The organism is Tenacibaculum amylolyticum, assembly GCF_964511145.1.
Classification (GTDB): Bacteria; Bacteroidota; Bacteroidia; order Flavobacteriales; family Flavobacteriaceae; genus Polaribacter; species Polaribacter amylolyticum.
In genome coordinates this window covers 1-26567 of record NZ_CAZEFZ010000006.1, presented here as the reverse complement: position 1 = coordinate 26567, position 26567 = coordinate 1, and the positions used below count along the sequence as shown (strand labels likewise).

31 protein-coding genes are annotated in these 26567 nt (G+C 30.1%); 22 read left to right on the top strand and 9 right to left on the bottom strand.

What is annotated here, in order from left to right:
• The first annotated feature begins 282 nt into the window (after positions 1–282).
• On the top strand, positions 283–912 hold the full coding sequence (gene pth, locus ACKTTC_RS03480) for an aminoacyl-tRNA hydrolase (RefSeq protein ID WP_408038317.1): 630 nt from the start codon (positions 283–285) through the stop codon (positions 910–912).
• A gap of 21 nt (positions 913–933) precedes the next feature.
• Here pth and ACKTTC_RS03475 read toward each other — a convergent pair whose 3' ends face one another.
• From ACKTTC_RS03475 to ACKTTC_RS03465, 3 genes are all read right to left on the bottom strand, one after another.
• Positions 934–1386 (bottom strand): 6-pyruvoyl trahydropterin synthase family protein, encoded by a 453-nt coding sequence (locus ACKTTC_RS03475; RefSeq protein WP_408038315.1) that lies wholly within the window; start codon positions 1384–1386, stop codon positions 934–936.
• An 87-nt stretch (positions 1387–1473) separates the two neighbouring features.
• Entirely contained in the window at positions 1474–1926 is a 453-nt protein-coding gene (locus ACKTTC_RS03470; RefSeq protein WP_408038313.1) for a GNAT family N-acetyltransferase, read from the bottom strand.
• The gene (locus ACKTTC_RS03465) at positions 1923–2690 is read right to left on the bottom strand and encodes an enoyl-CoA hydratase/isomerase family protein (RefSeq protein WP_408038311.1); all 768 of its coding nucleotides are present in this window, start codon (positions 2688–2690) and stop codon (positions 1923–1925) included. Before ACKTTC_RS03465 ends, ACKTTC_RS03470 begins: the two co-directional genes overlap by 4 nt.
• A 50-nt stretch (positions 2691–2740) precedes the next feature.
• Here ACKTTC_RS03465 and ACKTTC_RS03460 point away from each other — a divergent pair, with 50 nt between their 5' ends.
• Complete coding sequence (locus ACKTTC_RS03460; protein ID WP_408038309.1) at positions 2741–3196, top strand: GNAT family N-acetyltransferase; 456 nt, start codon at positions 2741–2743, stop codon at positions 3194–3196.
• Positions 3197–3200: 4 nt separating this feature from the next.
• Here the strand turns inward: ACKTTC_RS03460 and ACKTTC_RS03455 are convergent, their stop codons facing one another.
• Entirely contained in the window at positions 3201–3722 is a 522-nt protein-coding gene (locus tag ACKTTC_RS03455) for a hypothetical protein (RefSeq protein WP_408038307.1), read from the bottom strand.
• Positions 3723–3742: 20 nt separating this feature from the next.
• A complete protein-coding gene (locus ACKTTC_RS03450; RefSeq protein WP_408038305.1) occupies positions 3743–5080 on the bottom strand; it encodes an MATE family efflux transporter in 1338 nt (445 codons plus the stop codon).
• A gap of 49 nt (positions 5081–5129) precedes the next feature.
• Here ACKTTC_RS03450 and ACKTTC_RS03445 point away from each other — a divergent pair, with 49 nt between their 5' ends.
• Positions 5130–5594, top strand: coding sequence for a type II secretion system protein GspG (locus ACKTTC_RS03445; RefSeq protein ID WP_408038303.1), 465 nt, complete (start codon positions 5130–5132; stop codon positions 5592–5594).
• On the opposite strand, the gene ACKTTC_RS03440 is transcribed toward ACKTTC_RS03445, so the two are convergent.
• Positions 5587–5970, bottom strand: a complete 384-nt coding sequence (locus tag ACKTTC_RS03440) for a Fur family transcriptional regulator (protein ID WP_408038301.1) — start codon at positions 5968–5970, stop codon at positions 5587–5589. The two genes, ACKTTC_RS03445 and ACKTTC_RS03440, sit on opposite strands and share 8 nt — an antisense overlap.
• 78 nt (positions 5971–6048) lie before the next feature.
• On the opposite strand from ACKTTC_RS03440, the gene ACKTTC_RS03435 reads away from it, so the two are divergent.
• Positions 6049–6447, top strand: coding sequence for a MerC domain-containing protein (locus tag ACKTTC_RS03435; RefSeq protein ID WP_408038299.1), 399 nt, complete (start codon positions 6049–6051; stop codon positions 6445–6447).
• 11 nt (positions 6448–6458) lie between these two features.
• Positions 6459–7118, top strand: a complete 660-nt coding sequence (gene folE, locus ACKTTC_RS03430) for a GTP cyclohydrolase I FolE (RefSeq protein WP_408038297.1) — start codon at positions 6459–6461, stop codon at positions 7116–7118.
• A 13-nt stretch (positions 7119–7131) separates the two neighbouring features.
• Here folE and ACKTTC_RS03425 read toward each other — a convergent pair whose 3' ends face one another.
• Positions 7132–8223 carry a ParA family protein gene (locus tag ACKTTC_RS03425; RefSeq protein ID WP_408038295.1) on the bottom strand — a complete coding sequence of 364 codons (1092 nt, stop codon included), beginning with the start codon at positions 8221–8223 and terminating at the stop codon, positions 7132–7134.
• 288 nt (positions 8224–8511) lie between these two features.
• On the opposite strand from ACKTTC_RS03425, the gene ACKTTC_RS03420 reads away from it, so the two are divergent.
• Positions 8512–8754 carry a hypothetical protein gene (locus ACKTTC_RS03420; RefSeq protein WP_408038293.1) on the top strand — a complete coding sequence of 81 codons (243 nt, stop codon included), beginning with the start codon at positions 8512–8514 and terminating at the stop codon, positions 8752–8754.
• Positions 8755–8823: 69 nt separating this feature from the next.
• Here the strand turns inward: ACKTTC_RS03420 and mutS are convergent, their stop codons facing one another.
• Positions 8824–11433 (bottom strand): DNA mismatch repair protein MutS, encoded by a 2610-nt coding sequence (gene mutS, locus ACKTTC_RS03415; protein WP_408038291.1) that lies wholly within the window; start codon positions 11431–11433, stop codon positions 8824–8826.
• Between the two features lie 160 nt (positions 11434–11593).
• On the opposite strand from mutS, the gene ACKTTC_RS03410 reads away from it, so the two are divergent.
• From ACKTTC_RS03410 to ACKTTC_RS03385, 6 genes are all read left to right on the top strand, one after another.
• Positions 11594–12127, top strand: coding sequence for an RNA methyltransferase (locus ACKTTC_RS03410; RefSeq protein ID WP_408038289.1), 534 nt, complete (start codon positions 11594–11596; stop codon positions 12125–12127).
• 228 nt (positions 12128–12355) lie between these two features.
• A complete protein-coding gene (locus ACKTTC_RS03405; RefSeq protein ID WP_408038287.1) occupies positions 12356–12619 on the top strand; it encodes a hypothetical protein in 264 nt (87 codons plus the stop codon).
• 589 nt (positions 12620–13208) lie between these two features.
• Positions 13209–13331, top strand: coding sequence for a hypothetical protein (locus ACKTTC_RS03400; RefSeq protein ID WP_408038285.1), 123 nt, complete (start codon positions 13209–13211; stop codon positions 13329–13331).
• Between the two features lie 93 nt (positions 13332–13424).
• Positions 13425–15344: a tetratricopeptide repeat-containing sensor histidine kinase gene (locus tag ACKTTC_RS03395; protein WP_408038283.1), complete on the top strand. Its 1920-nt coding sequence runs from the start codon at positions 13425–13427 to the stop codon at positions 15342–15344.
• Complete coding sequence (locus ACKTTC_RS03390) at positions 15337–16014, top strand: response regulator (protein ID WP_408038281.1); 678 nt, start codon at positions 15337–15339, stop codon at positions 16012–16014. The genes ACKTTC_RS03395 and ACKTTC_RS03390 overlap by 8 nt, the downstream gene beginning before the upstream one ends.
• 372 nt (positions 16015–16386) lie before the next feature.
• On the top strand, positions 16387–17139 hold the full coding sequence (locus ACKTTC_RS03385; RefSeq protein ID WP_408038279.1) for a ThiF family adenylyltransferase: 753 nt from the start codon (positions 16387–16389) through the stop codon (positions 17137–17139).
• Here ACKTTC_RS03385 and ACKTTC_RS03380 read toward each other — a convergent pair.
• On the bottom strand, positions 17136–17897 hold the full coding sequence (locus tag ACKTTC_RS03380) for a response regulator transcription factor (protein WP_408038277.1): 762 nt from the start codon (positions 17895–17897) through the stop codon (positions 17136–17138). The two genes, ACKTTC_RS03385 and ACKTTC_RS03380, sit on opposite strands and share 4 nt — an antisense overlap.
• Before the next feature lie 116 nt (positions 17898–18013).
• Here ACKTTC_RS03380 and ACKTTC_RS03375 point away from each other — a divergent pair, with 116 nt between their 5' ends.
• The 10 genes from ACKTTC_RS03375 (at position 18014) to ACKTTC_RS03330 (ending at position 26424) form a co-directional block, all read left to right on the top strand.
• Positions 18014–18751, top strand: coding sequence for a hypothetical protein (locus ACKTTC_RS03375; RefSeq protein WP_408038275.1), 738 nt, complete (start codon positions 18014–18016; stop codon positions 18749–18751).
• Positions 18752–18804: 53 nt separating this feature from the next.
• Positions 18805–21207 carry a TonB-dependent receptor domain-containing protein gene (locus tag ACKTTC_RS03370; protein WP_408038273.1) on the top strand — a complete coding sequence of 801 codons (2403 nt, stop codon included), beginning with the start codon at positions 18805–18807 and terminating at the stop codon, positions 21205–21207.
• Positions 21208–21219: 12 nt separating this feature from the next.
• Positions 21220–22224, top strand: a complete 1005-nt coding sequence (locus ACKTTC_RS03365) for an ATP-grasp domain-containing protein (protein ID WP_408038271.1) — start codon at positions 21220–21222, stop codon at positions 22222–22224.
• Positions 22225–22235: 11 nt separating this feature from the next.
• A complete protein-coding gene (locus ACKTTC_RS03360) occupies positions 22236–22484 on the top strand; it encodes a hypothetical protein (RefSeq protein ID WP_408038269.1) in 249 nt (82 codons plus the stop codon).
• Complete coding sequence (locus tag ACKTTC_RS03355; protein ID WP_408038267.1) at positions 22462–23433, top strand: hypothetical protein; 972 nt, start codon at positions 22462–22464, stop codon at positions 23431–23433. Before ACKTTC_RS03360 ends, ACKTTC_RS03355 begins: the two co-directional genes overlap by 23 nt.
• 13 nt (positions 23434–23446) lie before the next feature.
• Positions 23447–25618: a peptidase domain-containing ABC transporter gene (locus ACKTTC_RS03350; RefSeq protein WP_408038265.1), complete on the top strand. Its 2172-nt coding sequence runs from the start codon at positions 23447–23449 to the stop codon at positions 25616–25618.
• An 84-nt stretch (positions 25619–25702) separates the two neighbouring features.
• Positions 25703–25858, top strand: coding sequence for a hypothetical protein (locus ACKTTC_RS03345; protein WP_408038261.1), 156 nt, complete (start codon positions 25703–25705; stop codon positions 25856–25858).
• A gap of 42 nt (positions 25859–25900) precedes the next feature.
• On the top strand, positions 25901–26059 hold the full coding sequence (locus tag ACKTTC_RS03340; protein WP_408038263.1) for a hypothetical protein: 159 nt from the start codon (positions 25901–25903) through the stop codon (positions 26057–26059).
• Between the two features lie 42 nt (positions 26060–26101).
• Entirely contained in the window at positions 26102–26257 is a 156-nt protein-coding gene (locus ACKTTC_RS03335; protein ID WP_408038261.1) for a hypothetical protein, read from the top strand.
• A gap of 8 nt (positions 26258–26265) precedes the next feature.
• The gene (locus ACKTTC_RS03330; RefSeq protein WP_408038259.1) at positions 26266–26424 is read left to right on the top strand and encodes a hypothetical protein; all 159 of its coding nucleotides are present in this window, start codon (positions 26266–26268) and stop codon (positions 26422–26424) included.
• Positions 26425–26567 lie beyond the last annotated feature (143 nt).

Genomic DNA, 26567 nt, shown 5'->3' with positions numbered 1-26567 from the left:
GCCTATTGTAGTTTGGCTCCTTTTTTAGTTCACAGCCCCCCCGAACTATAAACGCTAACTTTTTATTGAATTTCTTTGCTTACACTGTAAAAGTACCTCGTCTTTTCCTTTGTTTTATATTTTATCGATGAATGATCGTTTGTAAAAGATGACTTTATGCTTAACATAGGTTAATGTTAAAACGATATGAATGAAATAAAAGTATTTTAATAATAAGATATTAACAGTTTCCTTCATTTAGATTAGATTTGTGGCTGTTTTTAAGGAATAAATTCAATTTACATGGGTATCCTTTCATTTTTCGAAAAATTAGTTGGTAAAAAACAGGAAACACACGAAGAGATAATGAAAAAGTTTTTAATAGTAGGTTTAGGAAATATCGGAGAGAAGTATCATAATACACGCCATAATATAGGGTTTAAGGTTGTAGATGCATTGGTGAAAGAATATGAAGAATCCTTTACCACAGAAAAATTAGGTGATCTTGCTAAGCTTAAAATAAAAGGAAAAACAGTGTTTGTTTTAAAGCCTAGTACTTACATGAACTTAAGTGGAAAAGCTGTTTTATATTGGATGAAAAAAGAGAATATTCAAGTAGAAAATGTATTAATTATTACTGATGATTTGAATATAGATTTCGGAACTATTCGTTTAAAAGGAAAGGGTAGTGCAGGTGGACATAATGGATTAAAAGATATTCAGGAAAAACTAAATACAGGAACCTATCCGCGATTTCGTTTTGGTGTAGGAGCAAATTATAGAAAAGGAGGCCAAGTAGATTTTGTGCTAGGAGAATGGAGTGCAGAAGAAGAAAGTGCCTTAATAGAACGTATTCCTACAAGTATAAAAGCAGTAACTTCTTTTGTAGCTGGTGGCCTAGCCAATACAATGAATGCTTTTAATGGTAAGTAAATATTTACTTACCATTAAAATTTAAACATTATCACTTGCATACCATTCTGCATAACAGGTTTCAGTTTCTTGAAGTTTTAAAGAATGTAATTGTAAACTCTCAGGTAACTGTGCTTTAATCTTTTCAGCAAAGTCTATCACCATCATTTCACTAGAAGGTTGGTAATCTACTAAGATAACATGATGACCATTATTTTTTAAGATTTCAGCCAGTTCTACGTGTGGTGTATTCTTGTTAAAAATCGTTGCATGATCAAAAATATCTACGATTTCTTTATTTACGATCTTTTTTAAATCACCAAAATCGATAACCATTCCATATTTTACATTATTTGGATCATCAATTGGCGTTCCAATTACAGTAACAGACAGCTTATAGCTATGACCATGCACATTTTTACACTTCCCATCATAACCATACAACGCATGTGCTGTTTCAAAAGTAAACTGCTTCGTTATTCTAATTGTACTCATAAGAATTATCTTCTATTTCTAAATTTGTTGTAAAAGTACACAACAACCAGCCCAATAGCCAAGACTAAAAATAAATAATTATCCATTTTACTTTAATTTTTTCTCAAAGCAGATGCTATTTTCCATTTTTGCATACTGCCCATAGTTTTTAATAACGTTATAATTGTTCTTTTTATATAAACCAACAGCCTCTATTTGTCTGAGACCGGTTTCTAATATACATTTTTCAAAAGAAAGTTCTAGAGTCCATTCCTCTAATGCTTTCAGAATTTTAGATGCAATTCCTTTTCCTCTTGCTTGTGTTGTAGTATACATTCGTTTAATTTCCATAGTTTTAGAATCAAACGCTTTTATAGCACCACAACCAACAGGTTGTTCATTTTCATAAGCTATAATTACAAATTTTATGGCATCTAGTTTATTAAACTGATCGTAAAAATCATGTTCATCTCCATCTGTAATAGCCAAATAAGCATCTAGTTGTTTTACTAATGCTTTAAAATCGGAATTTTTAGAATTTGTACGAAGTAAAGAAATCACTTTTTAAATTTTGCTAAAGCATTTTTAGTAAACTCAGATAATACTAATTTACCAGAGGTCTCAGCACGTTCAATTAATAATTCATCCCAGTGTGCTGTTCCTTCCCATATTACCGTTTTCATTTCGTGCAATGCTTCAGGATTATAAGAGGCTAATTTTTCTGCTAAAATAATTACTTCTTTATCTAGTTCAGAAATTGTTTCAAAAACACGTGCATATAAGCCTTTATCTTTGGCCCAATAAGCATTTTTCCAACTGGTAGCATCCAATGTTAATTCAGCTAAACCACTTACGCCAACTTTACGTTCTACTGCAGGAGCAATTACAAACGGACCAATACCAATGGTAAGTTCAGATAATTTAATACTTGCAGCTTCCGTAGCAAATACATAATCGCAAGCACCAGCCAATCCTACACCACCACCAACAACTTTTCCTTGTATACGACCTATGACTAACTTAGAACATTTTCGCATTGCATTAATTACATTGGCAAAACCAGAAAAGAATGCTTTTCCATCTTCTAAATTATCAATAGCTACTAATTCATCAAAAGAAGCACCAGCACAAAAAGCTCTTTCTCCTTCTGATTTTAATACAATAACTGCTACATCATCATTGGTAGATAATGCGTCGAATTCTTTAGCTAATCTATCTAATAATTCACTAGGAAAAGAGTTACTTGCAGGATGACCAAATTCTACAGTAGCAACCTTATTTTCTATGCGAGTATATAAACTTCCGTTAGGTCTTGTTGTTGTCATTATTCAGTTGTTTGTTCAAAAATAGTCTTAATTTTATTCTTTCTGAAATTATGAATGCTCAAAACCTAAAATTAACAGTTATAGAAGGGATTCCTAATGCAATAGTATTAGAAGAATTAATTCGTTTATATACGTCTATTTTTAAAGATGCTATTGTAGATTTTTTTATAGATAGAATTGAAACAAAAGAAGAAGTAGTAATTATAGTAGCATATGAAAATGAGGAACCAGTAGGTTTTAAAATAGGGTATAAGTATAACAAAACTACTTTTTATAGTTGGGTTGGAGGAGTATTACCCAGTTATAGAAGAAGAGGTATTGCCCAACAATTAGCGACGAAACAACTAGAAATAGTAAAAGAAAAAGGATACTCAAAAATTAGAACAAAATCTATGAATCGTTTTAAACCTATGCTGATTTTGAATCTTAAAAACGATTTTGATATTGTACAAGTATATACCAACTCAACAGGACAACAGAAGATAGTATTTGAGAAGGAGATATGATATGTTATTCTGTTTTTGGTACTTTGAAATACATTAAATATCTTAAAAAAGAACCTTTTTCAATATCATAACTAAAACCTAAACTCAGAGTATCTTTATTATTAGTAATAAACACATTATTGTTTTCTTGTTTCAGATATTTATAGTTGAATTTATGTAGTTCTTTGTCTAAAAGTGCAGGATTTATTTTTTTATACAATATGGAATCACGATTAATTTTATAAATAGAAGTAGTATCTATTTTAATAGTATCTAAATAATATGAAAAACCTTTAGCAAGAACATTTTCAAAATCTCCAAAAAACACTTGATAATATGTTCTTAATTTACCTGAGTTCTGCTGTAAGTTCCGATAACCGCAACCTGCGTCAATAGTATCACATTTATCTTTAATTAATTTACTAACAGATACATTGAATTGATTGTCAAATGGATTATAATTAGGTGTTTCTTTACAGCTTATAATGCTAGTTAATATTGAAATGAAAATAATACTATTAAAAGAGAGTTTTTTACAAGAAACCATATACAATTTTTTCTTGTAATTTAATTCTTTTTAGCCAACCTTAAAAACTTACTTCTAAACTTTATAATTAATGGTAATCCGCGAGCAATAATCCATACAAAGAAAGCAATCCAAATAGCATACAATTTGTAATCTAGTGTATTAAAAAACAAAAGCGTGGGAATAAATATCAATCCAGTTGCTAATAACAGTAAATTACGTAAGTATTTCATCTCTCCTAAACCTTTAAACATACCATCAAAAATAAAGGCTAAAGAACAAAAAGGTTGCATGAGCAAGATGACCCAAAACACTTCATAAAAAGCTTCTAAAACAATTTTTTCTTGCGTAAATATGGTACCAATAGGTTTGTAAAAAACAAATCCTATAATTGCCATAGTAACGCCTAATAAAAAACCATATAAAATTAAGCGGTTTCCTAACTGTATTAAAATTTTATAAGCTTTGGCACCTAATAATTTACCTGATAAAATATTTCCAGCAGAAGAATATCCATCAATAATAAAGGCACCCATTAACCATAAATTCAAACCAATGGTGTATGCAGCAATATATTCATTTCCATAAGAAGTGGCATAAGAAGTTCCAAAATACAAAGCAGTATTCAAGGCAATTGTTCGTACAAATAAGTTTAGAACCATGTTAATAAATCGTGGAATTTCCTTATTAAAAGGTAGTGTAAAACGTAAAGAAATACTTGTTTTTTTATATAAATATAGCACTGCAATTAAAGCCATTACTATTTGAGCAATAACACTTGCATAGGCAGCTCCCTCTATATGCATAGCTGGTATATAACCTTCTATTCCGTATACTAAAACAACATCTAAAACAATATTTACCACGGTTCCTACAATGGCAATAATCATAGGATAAAAAGTGTTTTGCAATCCTCTAAAAGTACCATAAACAGCAATAGTAAATAACGTAAAAGGAAAACCAAAAGCTCTGATTTTATAGTAAGAAACTGAGTAGTCTAATACTTCACCTGTAGCATTGTAAAATTGAAATATTTCACGAGCAAAAGGATAACTTAAACCTAAAATTAACATACTTGCACCTACAATAATAACTGTTGCTTGTGCAGGAAGATTTTTAATTTCATCTAATTTTTGAGCTCCAACATATTGAGAAACAATAGAAGAAATTCCACTACGTGTTTGACCAAATACCCAAATTAGCATAGACAAAAAAGCTCCTACAATTCCAATAGCAGCAATACTTTCTGTAGCATTTTCATTAATATTTCCAACAATGGCTAAATCGGTAGTAGAAAGAAGTGGTTCTGCAACACCTGTAATTAAAGCAGGAATAGCTAATTTATTAATGTACTTAAAACTGATATCGTGTTGCTGCATAACAGTGTACAAAAATAGCTATTATTGCTGTAGAAAATTAAAATTGTTTATGGGAGAATATATCGTTAGACTAATTGCTGATATAGCAGGGACTTTACTTGATGTTCAACAATACTTTTTTAAAAGAAAACTAAAGAAAAGAAGAAAGTATGAGAAGGAAAATAAGCTACCTAGAAAAAGGATGGTGTCACCTAAAGATAGGTTTATTGTATTATGGGCAATTACCCTTGTAATTGTTGTTATTCTTATAAGGTTCTTTCAAAATGATAAAGAAGCAATAACAAAAGAAAAAATAAATGAAATTAAAGAGCTGTTAGAAAAAGAAAAGAAAGTTTTTGGAGACTATCCAGAAAAACTAGAAACGATAAAAAGAAACAATCCATTACGTATTGATTTATTACATGATGGTTGGGGAAATGTATTTAATTACGAGTTAAAAGAAGGATATTATACCTTAATATCGTATGGAAAAGATGGAAAGCTAAATACCAAAGACGATATAAAACTTAACTAGCATAGCAATTACTACAGGTTCCTGTTAAAAAGACAGCAGCTGTTTCAATAGTATGATTTTCAATTGTTGGAATTGTAATATCTACAGACAAACAAGTAATTTTAGAACATACTGTACATTGAAAATGTGGATGTATATCATTATGATGACCAGAACTACAACTATTACATTTAGCATACCATTTTAATCCATCCTTACCTACAAAAGAATGTATTAAACCCTCATCTTCTAATCTATCTAAAACTCGATAAACTGTTGTTTTATTCATTTCTGTATTCAACTGTGCTACTAAATCAACAGCAGAAATAGCTGAAACTCCTTCCTCAAATAAGCTCAATAACTTCTTTACAGCCTTTGTTTTTCTAATGATTCCCATAAAATAAAGTTAACGCAACATTGTTGCATTTTAGATAATTGTGTACTTTTGCGCTACAAAGTAATAAATAAAAAATCAATGGTATTAAGCCAAAAATCAGATTTAGCAGGAATTTTAGCAAGTAGCTTGTGTTTAGTTCATTGTATTTTCACACCATTTTTATTTGTAGCACAAACACAAATGGCTTGTTGTGAAGCAGTACCTGGTTGGTGGGGAAGTATAGATTACTTATTCTTAGCAATATCATTTTTTGCCATTTATAAGTCTACAAAAACAACTACTAAAAATTGGGTGAAAATCTCCTTTTGGTTAAGCTGGACTGCACTTAGTATTATTATTGTAAACGAACATTTTGGTTGGTTTCACTTGGTAGAAGAAAGTATTTATGTACCAGCTTTAGCACTTATATTTTTACATTTCTATAATATTAAATACTGTCAATGTTCAGGAGAGAAATGCTGTTCAAGTAATCAATAAACAGAAAAGTAATGGAAAAACACGATCACATAGGCGATAATCATATTTTAACAAATGTAGAAACACCACTACTTCCTACTGCTTTTGATGCGTCAGATGATGAGAAAATAGCAGTAATTAAAGAGCATTTTGCAAAGATTATGGAAGCTTTAGGTTTAGACCTATCTGATGATAGTCTATCTGGTACACCTTATCGTTTTGCAAAAATGTACGTGAAAGAACTTTTTTATGGTTTAAATCCTGCCAACAAACCTAAAATATCCACTTTTGAAAATAAGTATGGATATAGAAAAATGTTAGTTGAGCAAAATATTACCATAGATTCTTCTTGTGAACATCATTTTTTACCAATTACAGGGTATGCACATGTAGGTTATATTCCTAAGGATACAGTAGTTGGATTGTCTAAGATTAATCGTTTGGTAGATTATTATGCACACAGACCACAAGTACAAGAACGTTTGTGTTTACAAATACTAAAAGACCTACAAGAAGTGTTAGGAACAGAAGACGTTATTGTAATTGTAAATGCTAAACATTTATGTGTTTCTTCCAGAGGAATAAAAGACAAGAATAGTTTTACAACCACAGTAGAATATGGTGGAAGTTTTAATGAAGTTGCTGTTCGTAATGAGTTCTTTAAAATTTGTGATTTTGATAATAGAGATTAATAACTAAGAACAATTAATGACTAAACCATTTTTTGTTGTAGTATAAAACTTTATCGTTTTTAAAATAAAGGTACAAGTATCTTTTTTGAAAGAAATTAGCTCTATTTATTTTATAAATCCAAACGCCAAAATGGTTTTTATAACCTGTTCCCATAATATTTTTTACAGAAGACTTGGTTAAGTTTAGTAAATCATCAAAGTTTTTAAGAAAAGAAGGCTGTTCCATCCTACAATCTATCTTAGATTTTTGAAGAATCCTCTCATATAAAGAATGGTTTTTGGTTTCAGAATTTACTGTTTTGGTAAACTTTCGATCGTTAAAACTACTTTCCTTTTCCTCTAAAGTTATAATGTCTTCTGTTGCCGTAGCATTCTTTAGTATAATTTCATTTGCTAGTTGTAAATAATCAACAGATCCATTACAATTTATATCATATTCTAAGATGCTTTTTCCAAAACTTGGAGCTTGTGTAATTTTAGAATTTCGATGTATAATCGTGTTGAAAACAAGTTGGTTGAAATGATTACGCATGTAACAAACAATGTTTCTAGAAAAATTAACTCTCTTATCGTACATAGTTAAAAGAAAACCTTCAATAGATAAATTAGGATTCAATTTTTTTTGAACAAAACGTATGGCTTTCAAGATTTTATGCAACCCTTCTAGAGCATAATAATCACACTGAACAGGAATAATTACAGCATCTGAATTTACAAGTATATCAATATTCTTTGCCTTTAAAAAAGGTACAGAATCAATGATAATATAATCATAGGACTTACGAATAATAGCTAAAGCTTTTTTGAATTTAGATGAGGATTTGAAAAAATTTAGATCTTCGAAAAAAGGAACTAAATCTACATTTGGACAATTGGTTTTTATAATGTTGTTCGTAATTACAGAAGTAAAATCCATAAACTGAAGTGCAGGATTATTTAACTTTTTAGATGAAAATCCAAAAGACATACAAGCATTGGCCTGTGGATCGGTATCGATTATTAAAACTTTATTTTCTAAAATTCCCAAAGCAGCAGATAAATTAACACACGTGGTAGTTTTACCAACTCCGCCTTTTTGGTTACAAATAGAAATTATTTTACCCATGTAAAGTACTAGTGTTTTATGAAGAATAGATAACTAATATAATGAAAAACACTTAAATTATTGATATTTAGTTTTGTATAAGGGTGAAAATACTTGTAGTGTATAAAACACTTCTTGAAGCGATACCTTCGAGTACCTCAGGCGTCACTTCAATTCATAGAATTTTTTTCAACACGACTTAGATAAATTCGTTTATGAGTTTTGTACTTGCGTTTATGAATCTTAAAACTTTTGTATTAAAAATAGTAGTAGTATTGATATAGCTATAATTTAAAAAATAAAAGAATTATGTTAAAACAAATGAACATAGAAGGGATTAAAACTCTTAAGAAAGAAGAATTAATAAACATTCATGGAGGAAGTAATATGAGAACGGTTAATTGTAGGTTTCCAGATAACACTTCTTGGGAAGGTAATACAACAGACGAAAATGTTCTTGATGATATGATTAATCATTGTTTTGCTTCAGGAGGTGATGTTGATATAGCAACTAGTGTTCTTAATGCTTCTCAATCTGCTTGTGGTAGATAGTTCATAGATTTGAAGTAACTATAAAAAATATTAAATAGTTACTTCAAATTTTAAAAGTTAAACAATTAATTACTTCTTCACCAACATACGCTTAATTTCATTCAATTTCATAAGCGCTTCAATAGGAGTTAAGGTATCTATATTGGTAGCTAAAATTTCCTCTCTTAAATCTTCTAGCAACGGATCATCTAACTGAAAGAAACTCATTTGCATATCGTTATGTTGAACATCTTTTAAAGTCTCCTCAACATTTTTATTGGCATGACTTTCTTCTAATTGTTTTAGAATTTTGTTTGCTTTACGTATTACCATACCTGGCATACCTGCTAATTTTGCTACATGAATTCCAAAACTATGATTGCTACCACCCGCAACTAGTTTACGTAAAAAGATAATGCTGTCTTTCAGTTCTTTTACTGAAACATTAAAGTTTTTAATACGCTCAAACGTGGTGGTCATTTCATTTAACTCATGATAATGCGTAGCAAATAATGTTTTTGCTTTTGAAGGATGTTCGTGTAAATACTCTGCAATAGCCCAAGCAATAGAAATACCATCGTAGGTAGAAGTACCACGACCAATTTCATCTAATAACACCAAACTGCGATCAGAAATATTATTTAAAATAGACGCAGTTTCGTTCATTTCTACCATAAATGTAGATTCTCCCATAGAAATATTGTCACTGGCACCTACACGCGTAAAAATCTTATCTACAATACCAATTTTAGCAGATTCAGCAGGAACATAACTTCCCATTTGTGCTAATAAAACAATAAGAGCTGTTTGACGTAAAATAGCAGATTTACCAGACATATTTGGCCCAGTAATCATAATAATTTGCTGCTCTTCTCGATTTAAAACAACATCGTTAGCCACATATTCTTCGCCAATAGGTAATTGTTTTTCAATTACAGGATGACGTCCATTTTTAATGTCAATTCCCGTACTTTTATCTACTAACGGACGCACATAATTATTTTCTTTAGCCAAATTAGCAAAGGATAACAAACAATCTAATTGTGCAATTAATTGTGCATTGCTTTGTACCTCTGGTACATCTTTAATTATATGTTGAATGAGTTCTAAAAACAACTCACTTTCTAACAACTGAATTTTATCTTCAGCACCTAAAATCTTAGCCTCGTATTCTTTTAATTCCTCAGTTATATAACGTTCAGCATTTACTAAGGTTTGCTTACGAATCCATTCTTCTGGAACTTTGTCTTTATGTGTGTTGCGTACTTCAATATAATATCCAAATACATTATTAAAAGCAATTTTTAAACTCGGAATTCCAGTACGCTCAGTTTCACGAGCCAACATACCGTCTAAATATTCTTTTCCAGAATTAGCAATATTTCGTAACTCGTCTAATTCTTCAGAAACACCATTAGCAATAGCATTTCCTTTGTTAATGTTTACGGGTGCATCATCAAATAACGTCGTACTTATTTTAGCAATTAAATCGTTACAATCATTTAACAAAGAACCAATCATTTTTACCGTAGCATTTTTTGTTGCTTCGGCAGATTTTTTAATTGGATGAATGGCCTTTAATGAGTTTTTTAATAGTACAACTTCTCTTGGCGATACTTTTCCTGTAGCTACCTTCGAAATTAAACGCTCTAAATCAGAAATTTGTTTTAACTGATAGGTAACTGTATCAAAAAACGATTCATTGTCAATTAAAAACTGTACTTGTTCTTGGCGTTGTTGAATTGGTTTTAAATCTTTTAAAGGTAAAGCCAACCAACGCTTTAACAAACGTCCTCCCATAGGAGAAATAGTTTTGTCAATAATATCTAATAAAGAAACAGAATTCACAGAATTACCACCGTATAACTCTAAGTTCTTTACTGTAAAACGATCCATCCACACATATAAATCTTCGGCAATTCTACTTACCGATTGTATGTGTTCTATTTTGTTAAGTTGTGTTTCCGATAAATAATACATTACCGCACCAGCAGCAATAATTCCACTCGTAATTTCATCAACACCAAACCCTTTTAAGTTTTGTACCTTAAAATGATTGGTTAAAGTTTCATATCCGTAATCTTTTTGAAAAACCCAATCTTCTAAATAAAACGTATGAAAATTATTGGTAAATAATTCTAAGAAACGTTGTTTGTGTTGTTTCTGAACTAGAATTTCACTTGGCGAGAAATTTTGTAATAACTTATCAATATAATCTTCATTTCCTTGTGCAATTAAGAATTCACCTGTAGATACATCTAAGAAAGAAATTCCTAGTTGTTTTTTATCAAAATGAATAGCAGCTAAGAAATTATTGGTTTTCGATTGTAATACTTCATCGTTTAAAGATACACCTGGAGTTACCAATTCTGTTACACCACGTTTTACAATCTTTTTGGTCATTTTAGGATCTTCTAACTGATCGCAAATAGCCACTCTATGTCCAGCTTTTACTAACTTAGGTAAATAGGTATTTAAGGAATGGTGAGGAAAACCAGCCAAAGCCGTTTCACTTTCACTTCCATTACCACGCTTGGTTAACACAATACCTAATACTTCCGATGCTTTTATAGCATCCTCTCCAAAGGTTTCATAAAAATCTCCTACACGAAAAAGTAACATTGCATCCGGATATTTAGCTTTAATTCCGTTGTATTGCTGCATTAATGGAGTTACCTTTTTTCCCTTTGTCTTTGCCAAGTTTTTGGATTTTTAAGTTAGTTTTGCGAAGATAGAAAAAATACTCAGTGAACACTTTACAATGCACAATTATCAGTAAACAATAAAAGAGTAATTTTGACGACTGGTAGTTGGTAATTGATGACTGATAATTGATCACTGAACATTGTTAATTAATAAGATGCGAAAACTAAGAAATAGCGAGTTAGGAAGAATTAGTGTAGAAGAGTTTAAAAAAACGGAGAAAACACCAATTATAGTGGTGTTAGATAACATTCGTAGTTTAAATAATGTAGGGTCTGTTTTTAGAACTTCGGATGCTTTTTTAATTGAAAAAATTTACTTGTGTGGAATTACTGCTACACCTCCTAATAAAGAAATTCATAAAACAGCTTTAGGCTCTACAGAATCGGTAGCTTGGGAATATGTTGAAGATACTTTAGACTTAGTAAAAAAACTAAAAGAAGAAGGTGTAAAAGTCTTGTCGATAGAACAAGCAGAAAATAGTACGATGTTAGATACATTTACACCAGAAGAAGATCAGAAATATGCGGTTGTTTTTGGAAACGAAGTAAAAGGCGTACAACAAGACGTAGTTTCTGCATCCGATAATTGTATCGAAATTCCACAATTAGGAACCAAACACTCGTTAAATATCTCAGTAAGCTGTGGCGTTGTACTTTGGGATTTGTTTACAAAGATAAAACACAGTTAAAGCTATAATTTCCTCTACGTCATCACGAGGAAAATATGACGAAGTGATCTGTTTATCGGATAAAAGTTTTTTTATTCCATAACAACAAATTTAGCAGTTGTCATTCCGTACTTGATGCGGAATAATATTACCATTTACCTAACTATTCTTTATAAAATAGCTTAGAATTATAACTAAGCTGAAAACCAATAAAAATATAACCTTTCTTATTTTTTTAACACCAGAGTTTTGCTTTTAAAGTATTGTAAAAGTATTGTAAAAGTATTTTCCAACTTTATTAATCCTTTAGAATATAAAGTTATGTTAGAAAACTTAAAACAATTTGCAATTACAAAAGAAGAACAAGTTAAAATATTAGGTAAAGGTGGAGGTGGTGGTAATCTTGGTGGGGAAGATCATGATCCAGAAGCCGAGATATCTTTTGCTTTAAAAAGAAAAGAATGGAAATGTGGTCATGAAGATGGGTATAATTTAGCTCTATGTTACCAATAGAAAATTAAATTAAAATTTTAAAGCTGTTATTAATTGAATTAATAACGGCTTTTTTATTGTGTTACTTTAGGAAGGAGTTTTAGTTTTATTAAAGTGTTACCTGAGTACTGAAAGCAAAGGCTGAAAAAACTTGCTTTCAATTCCAATGACGGATTTTTTCGCGTCATCACGAGGAAAGTATGACGAAGTGATCTGTTTATTGAGTAAGAGATTGCTTCGTTTTCCCTTCGAGTCTCCTCAGGGAACACTCGCAATGACGATTAATTATTTTATTATAAGTAGATTACGATAATATAGAAAATTAACAACTATTTAAATAGTTGCTTTTCAGTATTTTTAAGATTTACTTAAAATGATATGCTAAAATGACAAATCCATACCATCTTTCCTTGGTATAGGTTATAAGTATTAAGTATATTGATAAATAAAGTAATAATATATGATCTAAATAAAAAATAAACATCTATATCTGTAATGTTTTTTTAAATGTTATTTTTGCTTAGCAGTTCCCTGATCTTGCAGCTTTATAATAATTATACTAAATTTAAGAGCTTAGAATACGTAAAATAATAACATTAAAATTTTAAAGATGATGGAAACAATTACAAACAACAAATTAATAGATCTAGAATTACCAGGTGGAGATGATAATGATATGACAAATGGAGGAGGCGGAAGTGGTGGAAATAATGGAGGAGATGATGGAAAATAAAAAATTAATTTAATACAGACACCTTGCTTTATGCTAGGTGTTTTTGTTTTGATGTTGAGAAAAATATTTTTACTAGTTTTTTTACTAGTTTTTTTGTGTTGTAGATCACAAACAAAAAAACATTTTATTGATTCTACTGAGATTTATCTTTCAAAAAGTTTTAAATCTAAAACTAAAGATGAACTACTTTTTTTAAAAAAAGCGGTATCCTATGCTGATTCTTCTAATGTAGATTCACTTAGAAGGAAAAGTAACATTCGTTTAGGGCTTCGTTCTTTTTCAAGTAAAAATACAGCTGATTTAAAGTTAGCTAGTAAAAACCTTATAATATTATATAATAAAAATAAAGATTCAATTTCATTAGCTAAATTTTTTCATTTTAAAGCGTTAGAAAATAGATTAAATATAGAAATTGATAGTGCTTTTTTTTATTATCAAGAATCTAAACGGATTTCTCAAGAAATATCAGATTCACTTTCTGTAGGGATGCGCTTGTTAAGTATATCTAATTTACAAAGAGAAGCAAAAGATTATTTAGGAAGTGAAATTAGCTCCATAGAAGCTTTACAATATTTGGAGCCTAAAAAAGCGTATAAGTATTTAGAAAGTGTATATAATAATTTGGGACTTATATCTTTTGAGCTTAAAGAAAAAGAAGAATCTCTTAAATATTATGAAGAGTCAATTAAAATTAATTCTCTAACTGAAGAATCTAATAGAAAGGAAACAAGTTATTTATATACCATAAATAACATAGGTTTACTATACCAAAATGAAAATCTGCATAAAAAAGCAATAGATTATTTTTTACAAGGATTGGCTTTTGAAAATATTAGAGAAAAGTATCCTGTTCATTATGCTTTGTTATTAGAAAATTTGACGTACAGTCAATATCAACTAGGAGAAAATATTTTTACTTTACAACGTTATGAAGAGGTATTAGAAATAAGAAAAAAATATAAGGTTGATGATGAATTATCTACTACCCATTTAAATATTGCTGATTATTATGTTAAGACTAATCAGAAAAGTAAAGCAAAATTTCATGCTAATGAAGCTATAAAGTACGCTCAACAAACACATAATAATAAACGTTGGTTAGAAGCATTAGATCTTTTATCAGATTTAACTACAGGAAAGCAGTCCAAGCAATATTTAGAAGACTATATTGCTTTAAATGATAGTCTATTACAACAAGAGCGTAGGAAGAAAAATCAGTTTGCTAAAATTCGTTATGAAACAGGTAAAAAAGAAAAGGAAAACGAAGTTTTAAAAACAGAGAACAAAGAAAAGCAAGCAGAAATAACCTATAGAAAACAGCAAAATACAATTAGTTGGCTAGCCACAGGAATTAGTATTTTATTTTTATTATCGAGTATTTCGTTTTTTACTTCTCGTAGAAAAAGATTGTTATACGAAGCGCAATTACAAAAAGCAGAAGCAAGAGAACACGAACGTAAGCAAATTGCAAAATCCTTGCACGATGAGGTGGCAGGAGATTTACGTTTACTACATAGAAAATTAGAAAAATCTTCCTTACAAGAAGAAGCACAAAAACTAGAATTTATAAAAGATAATGTTCGTAATTTATCGCATCAATTAAGTAGTGTAAGTTTTAAAGAAGTTCCATTTAAAGATCAAATTATAAACTTAATAAGCGATTATTTTGCACCAGATTTTATCATTCGTGCAAACGGTTTAAAAGAGATAAACTGGGAAGAAACGAATAAATCAATAAAAAGATTGTTATACTTAAGTATACGCGAGTGTATACAGAATTGTCAGAAATATGCCCAGGCTTCAAAAATGACAATTAATTTCTCAATACATAAAAAATCTGTACTTTTGGAGGTAAATGATAATGGTATAGGGTTTGACACCAATACGCAAAAGAAGGGTATTGGACTACAAAATTTACAAGAACGTGTAGATGAGCTTAATGGCACATTAACCGTAGAAAGTAACGTTGGAGAAGGCACCCAAATACACATTCAAATACCACTTAATGCCTGAAAGAATAAAAATATTAATCGCAGATGACCATCAATTAATTATCGAGGGAATCTTATCGTATTTAAAAGATATAGATAATCTGGAGATTGAGACAACGAATTCTTGCGATGAAGCTTACGGTAAAATTAAAGTAGCACTTACAGAAAATCCGTTTGATATTCTATTTACAGATTTAAGTTTTGATAATACAGATGCAGGTTGTAGAATAGATAGTGGAGAGAATCTTATTAAAACAATCAAACAAGAAGGTCATCCAATTAAAGTTGGTGTTATTACCGGACATTCTGAAACGAATAGGATATTCAATGTTATTCAAAATCTGAATCCTCATGCATATCTTTTAAAAGGAAAGTGCAATACAAATGAATTGAATTTTGCGATTCAAAAAATGTTAGCAAATGAAGTGTATTACACACATGAAATTCATCAGAAACTCTTAAAAAGAGCATTGATAGAAATTCAGATGGACGATGTAGCTATTCAAATTTTAAAAGAATTACCAAACCATCCAAAGATTAGTAATTTAGAAGGAATTATTACAAAAGACGATGGTAGCTTCTTAAAAATAAGAAGTATAGAAAATAAATTAGCCAAATTAAGAACAGACTTACAAGCAAATAATAATACCGATTTAGTATTAAAAGCTAAGGAATTAGGTATTCTAGATTAAGTTTTGCGGAAAACCACATTGTAAGTTGCAGATATCCCCTTTTTAGTAAGCTGTAACCCTAATATCTTTGTAGTGTAACAAAGAGTACATTCTTAGGGAAGAATTACTGGAAAAGACTAGAGAAATAAAAAATCCTCTTAAACAACACCGTTTAAGAGGATTTTTTTGTGCTTTTATTGTATGCAATAATCAATTTCAGAAAACCACATTTATAATTGCGGAGATCCCCTTTTTTATTTTTTAAAAGTGAATTTTAAGGGTGTTTTTCCTGCTTTCAAGTTACCATTATAGCTGAACTTTTTGCGAAAAACTACACTTTCGAGTAATAGTTCCAGAACTACTCAAAAGTATCTTTGTAAAAAAACTAAATGTATGAATACTAGGTACAGTAGAAACAGAATCTATATTGACTCAGAAGAGCAAGATACGATTAAGAATACGCCCATATTAATAGGCGGTTGCGGCATTGGAAGCATTATAGCAGAATGTGCTTTACGTATGGGATTTGAAACAATAACAATTGTAGATGGAGATACGGTAACATTACCCAATTTAAATAGAGAAAATTATACCGAAGAAGACATTGGTACAGAAAAAGCAGAAGCTTTAAAGAAAAGATTGTTATCTGTAAATCCAGAAGCAACCATTAACGTACATAATTGTTTTATAACCGAAGATAACATTGAATCAATAATAGGAAACCATAAAATAGCTATTAATGCACTCGACTTTACATCTGATATTCCTTTAAAATTTGATAGTATTTGTGTAGACAAAGGAATACTTGTATTGCATCCTTATAATTTAGGATGGGGTGCATTAGTAGCTGTTATTTCCCCAGAAAGCTTAACCTTAAATTCTATTGCCAAAGAAGAAGAAAACTTTAACGAAGTAAAAATGGTAGAGTATGCTATTGGTTATATGGAATTTTGGGGAAGTCCTCAAAAATGGATTAAAGAGATTATAACAGAAATCGAAAATGAAACAGATGATTTACCATCCCCTCAATTATCTGTAGCATCTTGGTTACTAGCCTCAATGTGTACACATATTTTATTTAACATAGCAACAGAAAAACCTATAAAAGAATTTCCAGAGTTTTATTTATCTACAATTAACAATTAAATAAGCTTATTATTTGTAGCAAAAGAAATAGCTTCGGTAATATTTGCTACTTCAAGCTTATCAAAAAGTTTTTTTCTATGAAATTTTACAGTATCTGGAGAAACAAAAATAGTTTCGGCGATTTCATTTATTTTAAAGCCTCTTGCCGAATATTGTAAAATTTCTTTTTCTCTATTTGTTAATTTTATTTTCTCTTTATTACTCCAAAAACCACCTTCTAAATCATAGGTAAACATATTATTATCTCCTTGCTTGTATATTTTTACATTTCCAGATTTTTGTTCTGTAGAAAGAGAAATAATACAAATGGCCTTCCATATTTTACCTTCGTTACTTAAAAATAAAGGTGTTAATTTCTGATTAATTAATATAGTTTTCCTTTCCTGGTTTTTCAAGTTAAAATCGTAAGAAATTGTGTAAAGAAGACGCTCTTCTAAAGGAAGTTTTTCATAAAAATCGAATCCAGCGGTATTAATTTTTAATAAAAGATCTAAATCTGGTTTTACAACATATTTAAAGTAAAAAGCATAACCCATGTCTTTTACCTCTTCTGCAGTATGTCCACATAAAAATAAAGGATTGTCTGAAACATATTCAAATCCTTTCTTTTCATAATCGATAATATAGATGCTTTTATAAGTTGTTCTAGCAAACGCTTTTATGGGTGCTAGGTAATCTGAGGTCTGTTGGAGCTCATTGTCAGAAATATTATTGACTGTATTCTTCGAAGAGAAGAAGTCATTTACATTCTTGTTCATAAGGTATTTTTTGGAGGCCTGTCACAAATCTAGTAAAAAATCTAATAATGTGAGGAAAAAAACTACACTTTAGTGTAGTTTTTTGATTTACAATAACTTAACTACACTTTTGTGTAATGAAAAAGGTACAAGTCATAGATAGTTTTGAGGATATAAATCTAACCGATATGACTTTCCAAAAAAACTATTTACAGGTATTAACTATAAACGAAACGTTACACTTAGCTGAGTTTGTAGTAAGTGAGAACTTTAAGCATCATACAGGAGATAATAATCCTGATGATTTCTATGCAGATGTAAATTCTATTTATAATGAAGAAGTGAAGTTTTTTGAAAATTCTAAAACATATGTTTCAAAAAATAGAGAAGGGAATATTGAAGGTGCAATCAGAGTTTTAAAATGGAATTACTCAGATGTATTACCAATAGAAAAAATATTTGGGATTAATCCACTACATATAGTTGGAATGTCTCCTTTAAAATCAATATGGCACATAGGCAGATTTGCAATTAAAAAAGAAGCAAGTGATGTCAACCTTTTTAAAAAATTAATGGTTTGTGCTATTGCTCCAATTTGTGAACAAAAAAACTCCGTAGCTTTTGCAGAATGCGATAGCAAACTTCTAAGAGTTTTAAGAATCTTAGGAATAGAAGTAACTGTAATAGGTGAATCTATAAACTATTTAGGTTCAGAAACAATTCCTGTATGTATGTCTTACGAAGGACTAATAGGGTTCTACAATAAAAACAAGCATTTAGTATCTGGTGAAATGCCATTAAACACGCAAAATTATGCAAACCTACCCCAAAGTGTAGTTTTTGATAATCAAAGAACTAACTACCCTTTAGTGTAATAAAAACAGTAAGAGTCTAATATACCTTTGAAGTATAAATAAAAACAGAACCAATGAAAAAAGAGCTTTTAACCTTAGTAATATTATTTGTAAGCATTACCGCTTTTTCACAAGTAACATACAAAGGAATTGTTATAGATGAGGAAAAACAACCGATGCCTTTTGTAAATGTAATTGTGTATGAAACATCAAACAAATCATTAATAAATGGAGTAATTACAGACGATAACGGTGCATTTGATATTCGAGTTAAAAACAAGAAACCCATTTATATAGAAATAAGCTTTTTAGGATATAAAACAATCCAAAAGAATTTTGATAACCAAGAGGATGTAAATCTAGGAAAAATAACAATGTCTCCAGAGTCTAATACACTAGATGAAGTAGTTATTACCAAGAAAAAAGAACTCATTGAAAAACGATCAGATCACTTTGTAATTAACCTTTCGAATCGAAATTTTGTACAAAACTCAAATAGTTGGCAAACGCTTAAAAAAGCACCTTTGCTATCTGTAAAAGAGAATAAAGGATTAGGAATTCTTGGAAAAGATGATGTAACAGTTTACATAAACAATAGAAAAAGTAATTTTTCAGGAGAAGAGCTTACAAATTACCTTAAAAACCTATCTGCAGATAGAATAAGTAAAGTAGAAATTTATACGAGTCCGCCTGCTAGGTTTGATGCTCAAGGAAATGGAGTAGTTAATATTATTCTAAAGCCCAATCCAGAAGAAGGATTAATAGGATCGTGGTCTAACATTTTTAGACAATCGAAATTCACAAACAATAAAACATCAGTAGATCTTAATTATAACAAAGGTAAATGGAATATATATAATTCTACTTGGTTTTCAGAAGGAACAAATTATGTGAGCGAGCAATCAACACAATATTTTCCTAACCAAATAAATACATCTACACACGAAACAGATAGAATAACACCATCTAATACAATTGTAGGAACCAAGTTAGGAATAGATTATAACGCATCAGAAAATCACTTATTCGGATTCTTATTTGATGTAAATTATAACAAACCAGATATAGAAAACAGAACGTATAGTAACTATTTTACAGGAACTATTTTAGATTCGGTAACCACAACAACAACCAATGGAAAACAACGAAAACTGAATTATAATTTCAACCTAAATCATCTTTATAAAATAGATACTCTAGGAAGTACATTAAGCTGGAATGCAAATTATTTTAAGTATGAAAATACACAGAATACACAAAACAATAACTTTTTAAATAATTCAACTCAGCCAAGCTTATTAGGTGTAGATAATTTTAGATCGGATGTAACACAGAAAATAGATAATATTAATCTTAAAGCAGATTACTATAAAGTAATAAATAATGAATGGAATCTAAGTTTAGGAGCACAATATTACCAAACACAAACAGAGAATGAAATTCTTTTAAGAAGATACAATGCAGGAACCTATGTAATAGATCCTACTATAAGTAACCTATTTAATTTTGACGAAAAAGTTACTTCAGCCTATGCTTCTGTGAAATATAATCCAGATCAAATATGGAACTATAGTTTAGGATTAAGAGTAGAACACACAAATCAAACAGGAAATCAAAAAACAACAAATACCATTAATGCAAATGAGTATACCAATGTATTTCCCTCAGCATATCTAAAATATGCGCCCAACAGAAAAAACGTGTTTAGCTTATCGTTAAACAACAGGATTATCCGACCAGGTTTTTGGCAACTAAATCCATTTAGAAATTATGTAACGCCACAAATTTTTTCAGAAGGAAATCCATTTCTAAATCCATCGAGAACCTTTACAACAGAACTGTCGTATGTGTTAAACAGTAAGCACACTTTCATATTTAGCTATAGTAAAGAAAGAGATGTAATAGGACAACTATCTAGAGTATTACCAGACAATGTACTGAGTTATTACAGAGATAACTACGGAGTATATGAAACATTTGGAGGAACATATGTATATAATTTCTCAACAAAAAATGGCCGATTTGAAAGTCAGTTTACAGCAAACGCAAACTATAGAAAATTAACCGCAACTCCAGCTTTTAACGATGCATTTACTAGAGATGGATTAGTGTTAGACCTAAGATCGTATAACTACTATTATTTCTTAAAAGATAAGAGTTTAGAAGCTTGTGTAGACTTTTACTATAACAAGTACGGTCCAATCACTCAAAGCACATTAGCACCAGTTTTTTCAATGGACTTTACATTATCTAAAAGTTTTAATAACTGGTATTTAAGCCTCTTTGTTCAGGATATTTTAAGAACAGACAAGTACAAATTCAATTTAGAAGAAAACACAGGATATAGACGAACTAATGAGAATTATTACGATTCAAGAAGATTAGTATTCTCAGTAAGATACAGTTTCGGAAGAAAAACAGTGAAAAATAAAAGAAATAGAAGAACAAATTCTTCAATCAGAAACAGAGTAAATTAAAAAAACAAGATTATGATTTTAGTATTAACCTACAGTATGTACGAGCAATGTACCGATCCAGTAGTAGACTGGTTATTAGAAGACGATATACCTTTCTTTAAGTTGAATTTAGAAGACTTAGTAACCAAAAAAGTGTCTTACTGCGTAGATGTAATTAACAACGATATTTTAATAGAAGGAAAAAGTATAAAAGACGCTATTGATGTTATTTGGTACAGAAGATTTTATTCAATTTTAGATTATATCCGCTTCGATCCAGACGATACAATTTTAGAACAAGTTAATGAAGAAGCAGATTCAGAAATCAAAACATTTTTAGAGTATTTAAAATACTTCTTTGAAAGTAAAATTATAATGCCACAAATGCCAGCTTATGGCGAAAACAAGCTAATCTTTTTAGATTATGCAAAGAAAGCAGGATTAAGCTGTCCGCAAACAATTGTAACAAATGACAAAGAGGAACTAATTAACTTTTACAATAAAAATAATGGAGGTATTATAAGTAAACCACTATATTTTTCTAACTATTATGTAAAAGGTGAAGAAACGTATTCTATTTACACAACCACTTTTACAGAAGAAATGATAGGGAAAGCACCAGATAAATTCTTTCCAACATTATTCCAAGAAAAAGTATCCTCTATTCATGAAATAAGAATCTTTTATTTAGATGGAAAAATCTTTTCAACAGCTGCAATTACTACTAGCTCAGATAAGAATATAGATATCAAATTAAACTATTACACAGACCATATTCATTGGGTAAACTACCAATTACCTCAAGACATTGAAGATAAGTTACGTGTTTTTATGAAGAGTATTAATCTTAATACAGGTTCTATAGACATTCTAAAAACAGAAGACGGATTTAAATTTATAGAAGTAAACCCAGTAGGACAATTCTTAGCACCAGGTAACTACGGTAATTACTACTTAGAGTATGAAATTAAAAATTGGTTAAAGCATCAATTAGAAAAGTACGGAAGTGTAAAAAAGGTAATAGAATATATTAATTAAACATAAAAATTATGAGAAGTAAAAAATTAAGCCCAATAACAGACGATTGGGAAGTATTAAAAAGAGTTCCCTTGAATTATCATTACATGCACGTTGATCCAACGAATAGTATTCGTGAATTGTATTCAGATGTACGATTTAGCACATCAGCAAAGCATAGGTCATTAAGTAGTTATATCAACTACAGTAATTACAAACCAAACTCAAATTTATTTTTAAGACAAATACTTAAGATCAATGAAAAGAACAGAGTACTTTAAGTTATTTTCCCACAACATACCTGTTAAAGGGAAAGAGAGAAGCGCAATATATAACCTACAACGTTCAGACATCAAATTCATACCAAATAGCTTATTTGATGTATTAGAAAAACTAGAAACACAATCTATAGAAGAGGTTAAAGAGCAAGTTAAGCAAGAAGAAATAATAATTTTCGAAAGCTATATAGAATTTCTCATAAAAAACGATTTTGGATTTTTAACGACAGATCCTCAGGAATATCCAAAAATGTCAATGCAATGGAGAACTCCTAACAAAATTAATACAGCTGTAGTTGAATACGATTTTAACGATCCAGGATATTCTCTACAAGAATTAATTCATCAGTTAGACGATCTTTTATGTACACATATTGAAGTAAGGCTAAAAGTAAGAGACTGTAATGATATCGTAACATTCTCAGAATACACAAAAGATTTAGTGTTTAGATCGGTAAGTTTAATCGTAGAATATGTAGCAGGAGTAGAAGAGGTTACCGAGCATGTTTTTGGAGACAATGAAAAGTTCGATTACATAATAGTTCACAACTATCCTAAGCCAGGGATGTATTCAAAAAAGTTTGAAAATCAAATTAACTACTTAGAAGAGAATATTTACGAAGGCTTACACCAAAGAAACTTTCCAAATAACAACCACATTGTAAACGTAAAATACTTTACAGAATCTCAAAAGTACCATACGTATTATAACAAAAGAATTTGTGTGAATTGGAACGGAGACATGAAAAACTGTTTGTTGCACGCAAGCGATTTTGGAAATGTAAACAGTGTTGCTGTAAAAGATGTAATAGAAAGCAATGAGTTTAAAGAGTTGTGGAATGTAAATCCAGACAGAGTCATAGATTATAGAGAAGACGAGCTTCGCTATAGCAAGTTTTACACACACAGATTAGAAAAAGTAGACGATTATTACTACAAAGTAGCAAACTAAAAAAGTAAACAACATGAAATTTTATCACCAAATAGGCGTAACAGATTGTGGACCAACCTGTATAAGAATGATAGCATCTCATTATGGTAAAGAGTATTCTTTAGAAGAAATAAGAGAGCGTTGTGAAATAACCAGAACAGGAGTTTCATTCTCAGACCTTATTCAAGGAAGTAAAAAACTGGGATTAAAAGCCATGGGGGTAAAAATCACTGTTGAAAATTTAAAGTCAGATGTTCCTTATCCTTTAATACTTCATTGGAATCACGATCACTTTGTAGTATTAGAAAAAATAAAAAACAATGTATTCTATATACTAGATCCAGGACATGGAAAACTAAAACTGAAAGAAGAAGAATTTTTAAAGTTTTGGAGAACAACTGGAGGAAAAGGAATTGCATTATTACTAGAGCCAACAGAAGTATTTTTTGAAGCAGAACCACAAAAAGTAGAAAGCGGAACAAAGCGTGGGTTACAGTTTTTACAATCATATTATAAAACCTATAAAAAACCCATACTAAAGCTAGCAGTTATTTTAGGAGTCACCTCGGTCTTGGCGTTCATTTTTCCAATGACAATTCGATACTTATTAGATGAAGGTGTTCAAAAAAAGAATCTGAATATAGTATGGATGGTGCTCCTTTTTCAAACAGTATTATTTCTAGGGCAAGTAGTTTTTGAATGGTTCAGAGGAGTCCTTCTTATAAAACTAGGAGTAACGGTAAGTTTAAAAATTATTACAGATTTTTTATATAAAATTATAAAACTGCCTATTAAGTTCTTTGATACCCGATTGTATACAGACATCCTTCAGAGGATTGATGAACAAAACAAGATAGAACGATTTTTAAATCACATCATGATTCAATCTGTGTTCACATTCTTTTTAATAATTGCATTGTCTATAGAATTAGCAATCTTAAACACTACAGTTTTCCTAGTTTTCTTAGTACTTAGTATACTATCGGTAGGTTGGATGTTATTCTTCAATAAGAAAAGAGAAAGATTAAATTATATAGCATTTAATAATGAGCTAGAAAACAGAAATGCATTGATTGAATTAATTACTGGAATGACAGAAGTTAAGATTAACAATGCACAAGGAGTAAAAGTATCTGCATGGAAAAAAATACAGTACAAACTACATGATATTAAGCTTCAGGGATTACGAATAGATCAGTTCCAAGAAATAGGAATGAGAGGGTTTAACCACATTAAAAGCATCTTAATAACATTTGTATGTGCATACTGGGTAATTAATGGATCGATGACACTTGGGGTAATGTTAAGTGTAGGATATATACTAGGACAGTTAACAAACTCTTTTGAAACAGTAGTAGACTTTGTACGATCATTACAAGAAGCCAAAATCTCTTTTGATAGAATGGATGAGGTACACCAAAAGGAAGATGAAAACAGACCTTTAATGGTAAAACCTAATGGTATCAAAAACAAAATAGCACTTAACGATGTAAGCTTCAAATATGAAGGAAGTAATGCACCATATATACTTAAAGATATCAATTTAGAAATACCTGTTGGAAGTGTTACAGCAATTGTAGGAGTAAGCGGAAGTGGTAAAACAACCTTAATGAAATTGCTATTGAAATTTTATCAACCAACAGAAGGAAAAATTAACCTAGATCACCTCGACTTTAAAGATGTAAATGCAGACGATTGGAGAGATCAATGTGGAGTAGTATTACAAGACGGACATATTTTTAGTGGAACTATAGCAGAGAATATAGCACTCTCAGATGAAGAACCAGATATGGAACAGTTAGAGTTTGCCGCAAAAACAGCATGCATCTACGATTTCATTCAACGTCTTCCATTAAAATTTGATACCAAAATAGGAAACACAGGATTAGAATTAAGTGGTGGCCAAAAACAACGATTATTCATTGCAAGAGCTGTATATAAAAACCCAGAATACATTTTCCTAGACGAGGCAACTTCAGCATTAGATGCAAATAATGAAAGTATGATCATGAATAACTTAAACCAGTTTTTTAAAGGAAAAACAGTATTCGTAATAGCACATAGATTAAGTACTGTAAAGAATGCAGATCAGATACTGGTTTTAGAAGATGGAAAAGTAATAGAACAAGGAAATCATAAAGTTTTAGTAGAGAACAAGTATAGATACTTCAACCTGGTGAAAAACCAACTAGAACTAGGAGCATAACAATCAATATATAAATAACTAGAAGAGGGAATGCGAAAACCTCTATAAAAAGAAGTAGCAATTAACCTTAAAACAACAACAATTATGAACTTAGAAAGCTTAGACAAATTCGAAGTAATCAATCAAGACGAGTTAGACATCATCCAAGGTGGATTTGCAGCGGCATCAACAGTAGAATCAGAAAGAGATGATTCAGATGTTGAAAGTGGTAAAAAAGATGGGAATGCAGTTATAAAATAAATGAATTCCATTAGTCAATAGAATGTATAAAAAATAGAAAAAATGAAATTAGAAAGTTTAGAAAAATTTGAAGAGTTAAATCAAGAGCACTTAAACACAGTAAAAGGAGGTTTTTACGAAACAATAAGTGAATTAGGAGATCCGGATAGACCTTCAAGAAAAGTAGATTATATAGGGAAGCCAAAGTACGCTTCATTATAAGAAAGCATAGTAATTAAATAACCAATTAAAACAACAACAATTATGAACTTAGAAAGCTTAGACAAATTCGAAGTAATCAATCAAGATGAATTAGACATTATCCAAGGTGGATTTGCGGCAGCATCAACAGTAGAATCAGAAAGAGACGATTCAGATGTTGAAAGCGGTAAAAAAGACGGAAACGCAGTTATAAAATAAGGCTCAGTATGAAATTACTAGAAAATCTAGAGCAATATAATTTATTAAACGATAAGGAATTAAATATTATTCACGGAGGATTTACAGCTATTTCAACTGTAGAATCTACAGGTGAGGATTCAGATTGCGTATCTAAAAAGAAAGGAGATAACTGTATAGATCGATAAGAGATAAACTGAAATATCTAAAGTGAAAGAAAAATATTAGGACAAGTAAAACCTAAGTAAAAAGTAACATTAACTAAATAAAATCGAAATCATGCAATTAGAAACATTAGCAGGCATTGAGATGATGAATCAAGAAGATTTAA

Excerpts from the sequence above, each read along its gene's own strand:
- pth (WP_408038317.1), top strand. The coding sequence starts at position 283 with ATGGGTATCCTTTCATTTTTCGAAAAATTAGTTGGTAAAAAACAGGAA.
- ACKTTC_RS03475 (WP_408038315.1), bottom strand. The coding sequence starts at position 1,386 with ATGAGTACAATTAGAATAACGAAGCAGTTTACTTTTGAAACAGCACAT.
- ACKTTC_RS03465 (WP_408038311.1), bottom strand. The coding sequence starts at position 2,690 with ATGACAACAACAAGACCTAACGGAAGTTTATATACTCGCATAGAAAAT.
- ACKTTC_RS03460 (WP_408038309.1), top strand. The coding sequence starts at position 2,741 with ATGAATGCTCAAAACCTAAAATTAACAGTTATAGAAGGGATTCCTAAT.
- ACKTTC_RS03455 (WP_408038307.1), bottom strand. The coding sequence starts at position 3,722 with ATGGTTTCTTGTAAAAAACTCTCTTTTAATAGTATTATTTTCATTTCA.
- ACKTTC_RS03450 (WP_408038305.1), bottom strand. The coding sequence starts at position 5,080 with ATGCAGCAACACGATATCAGTTTTAAGTACATTAATAAATTAGCTATT.
- ACKTTC_RS03445 (WP_408038303.1), top strand. The coding sequence starts at position 5,130 with ATGGGAGAATATATCGTTAGACTAATTGCTGATATAGCAGGGACTTTA.
- ACKTTC_RS03440 (WP_408038301.1), bottom strand. The coding sequence starts at position 5,970 with ATGGGAATCATTAGAAAAACAAAGGCTGTAAAGAAGTTATTGAGCTTA.
- ACKTTC_RS03435 (WP_408038299.1), top strand. The coding sequence starts at position 6,049 with ATGGTATTAAGCCAAAAATCAGATTTAGCAGGAATTTTAGCAAGTAGC.
- folE (WP_408038297.1), top strand. The coding sequence starts at position 6,459 with ATGGAAAAACACGATCACATAGGCGATAATCATATTTTAACAAATGTA.
- ACKTTC_RS03425 (WP_408038295.1), bottom strand. The coding sequence starts at position 8,223 with ATGGGTAAAATAATTTCTATTTGTAACCAAAAAGGCGGAGTTGGTAAA.
- ACKTTC_RS03420 (WP_408038293.1), top strand. The coding sequence starts at position 8,512 with ATGTTAAAACAAATGAACATAGAAGGGATTAAAACTCTTAAGAAAGAA.
- ACKTTC_RS03410 (WP_408038289.1), top strand. The coding sequence starts at position 11,594 with ATGCGAAAACTAAGAAATAGCGAGTTAGGAAGAATTAGTGTAGAAGAG.
- ACKTTC_RS03400 (WP_408038285.1), top strand. The coding sequence starts at position 13,209 with ATGATGGAAACAATTACAAACAACAAATTAATAGATCTAGAATTACCA.
- ACKTTC_RS03390 (WP_408038281.1), top strand. The coding sequence starts at position 15,337 with ATGCCTGAAAGAATAAAAATATTAATCGCAGATGACCATCAATTAATT.
- ACKTTC_RS03385 (WP_408038279.1), top strand. The coding sequence starts at position 16,387 with ATGAATACTAGGTACAGTAGAAACAGAATCTATATTGACTCAGAAGAG.
- ACKTTC_RS03380 (WP_408038277.1), bottom strand. The coding sequence starts at position 17,897 with ATGAACAAGAATGTAAATGACTTCTTCTCTTCGAAGAATACAGTCAAT.
- ACKTTC_RS03375 (WP_408038275.1), top strand. The coding sequence starts at position 18,014 with ATGAAAAAGGTACAAGTCATAGATAGTTTTGAGGATATAAATCTAACC.
- ACKTTC_RS03370 (WP_408038273.1), top strand. The coding sequence starts at position 18,805 with ATGAAAAAAGAGCTTTTAACCTTAGTAATATTATTTGTAAGCATTACC.
- ACKTTC_RS03365 (WP_408038271.1), top strand. The coding sequence starts at position 21,220 with ATGATTTTAGTATTAACCTACAGTATGTACGAGCAATGTACCGATCCA.
- ACKTTC_RS03360 (WP_408038269.1), top strand. The coding sequence starts at position 22,236 with ATGAGAAGTAAAAAATTAAGCCCAATAACAGACGATTGGGAAGTATTA.
- ACKTTC_RS03355 (WP_408038267.1), top strand. The coding sequence starts at position 22,462 with ATGAAAAGAACAGAGTACTTTAAGTTATTTTCCCACAACATACCTGTT.
- ACKTTC_RS03350 (WP_408038265.1), top strand. The coding sequence starts at position 23,447 with ATGAAATTTTATCACCAAATAGGCGTAACAGATTGTGGACCAACCTGT.
- ACKTTC_RS03345 (WP_408038261.1), top strand. The coding sequence starts at position 25,703 with ATGAACTTAGAAAGCTTAGACAAATTCGAAGTAATCAATCAAGACGAG.
- ACKTTC_RS03340 (WP_408038263.1), top strand. The coding sequence starts at position 25,901 with ATGAAATTAGAAAGTTTAGAAAAATTTGAAGAGTTAAATCAAGAGCAC.
- ACKTTC_RS03335 (WP_408038261.1), top strand. The coding sequence starts at position 26,102 with ATGAACTTAGAAAGCTTAGACAAATTCGAAGTAATCAATCAAGATGAA.
- ACKTTC_RS03330 (WP_408038259.1), top strand. The coding sequence starts at position 26,266 with ATGAAATTACTAGAAAATCTAGAGCAATATAATTTATTAAACGATAAG.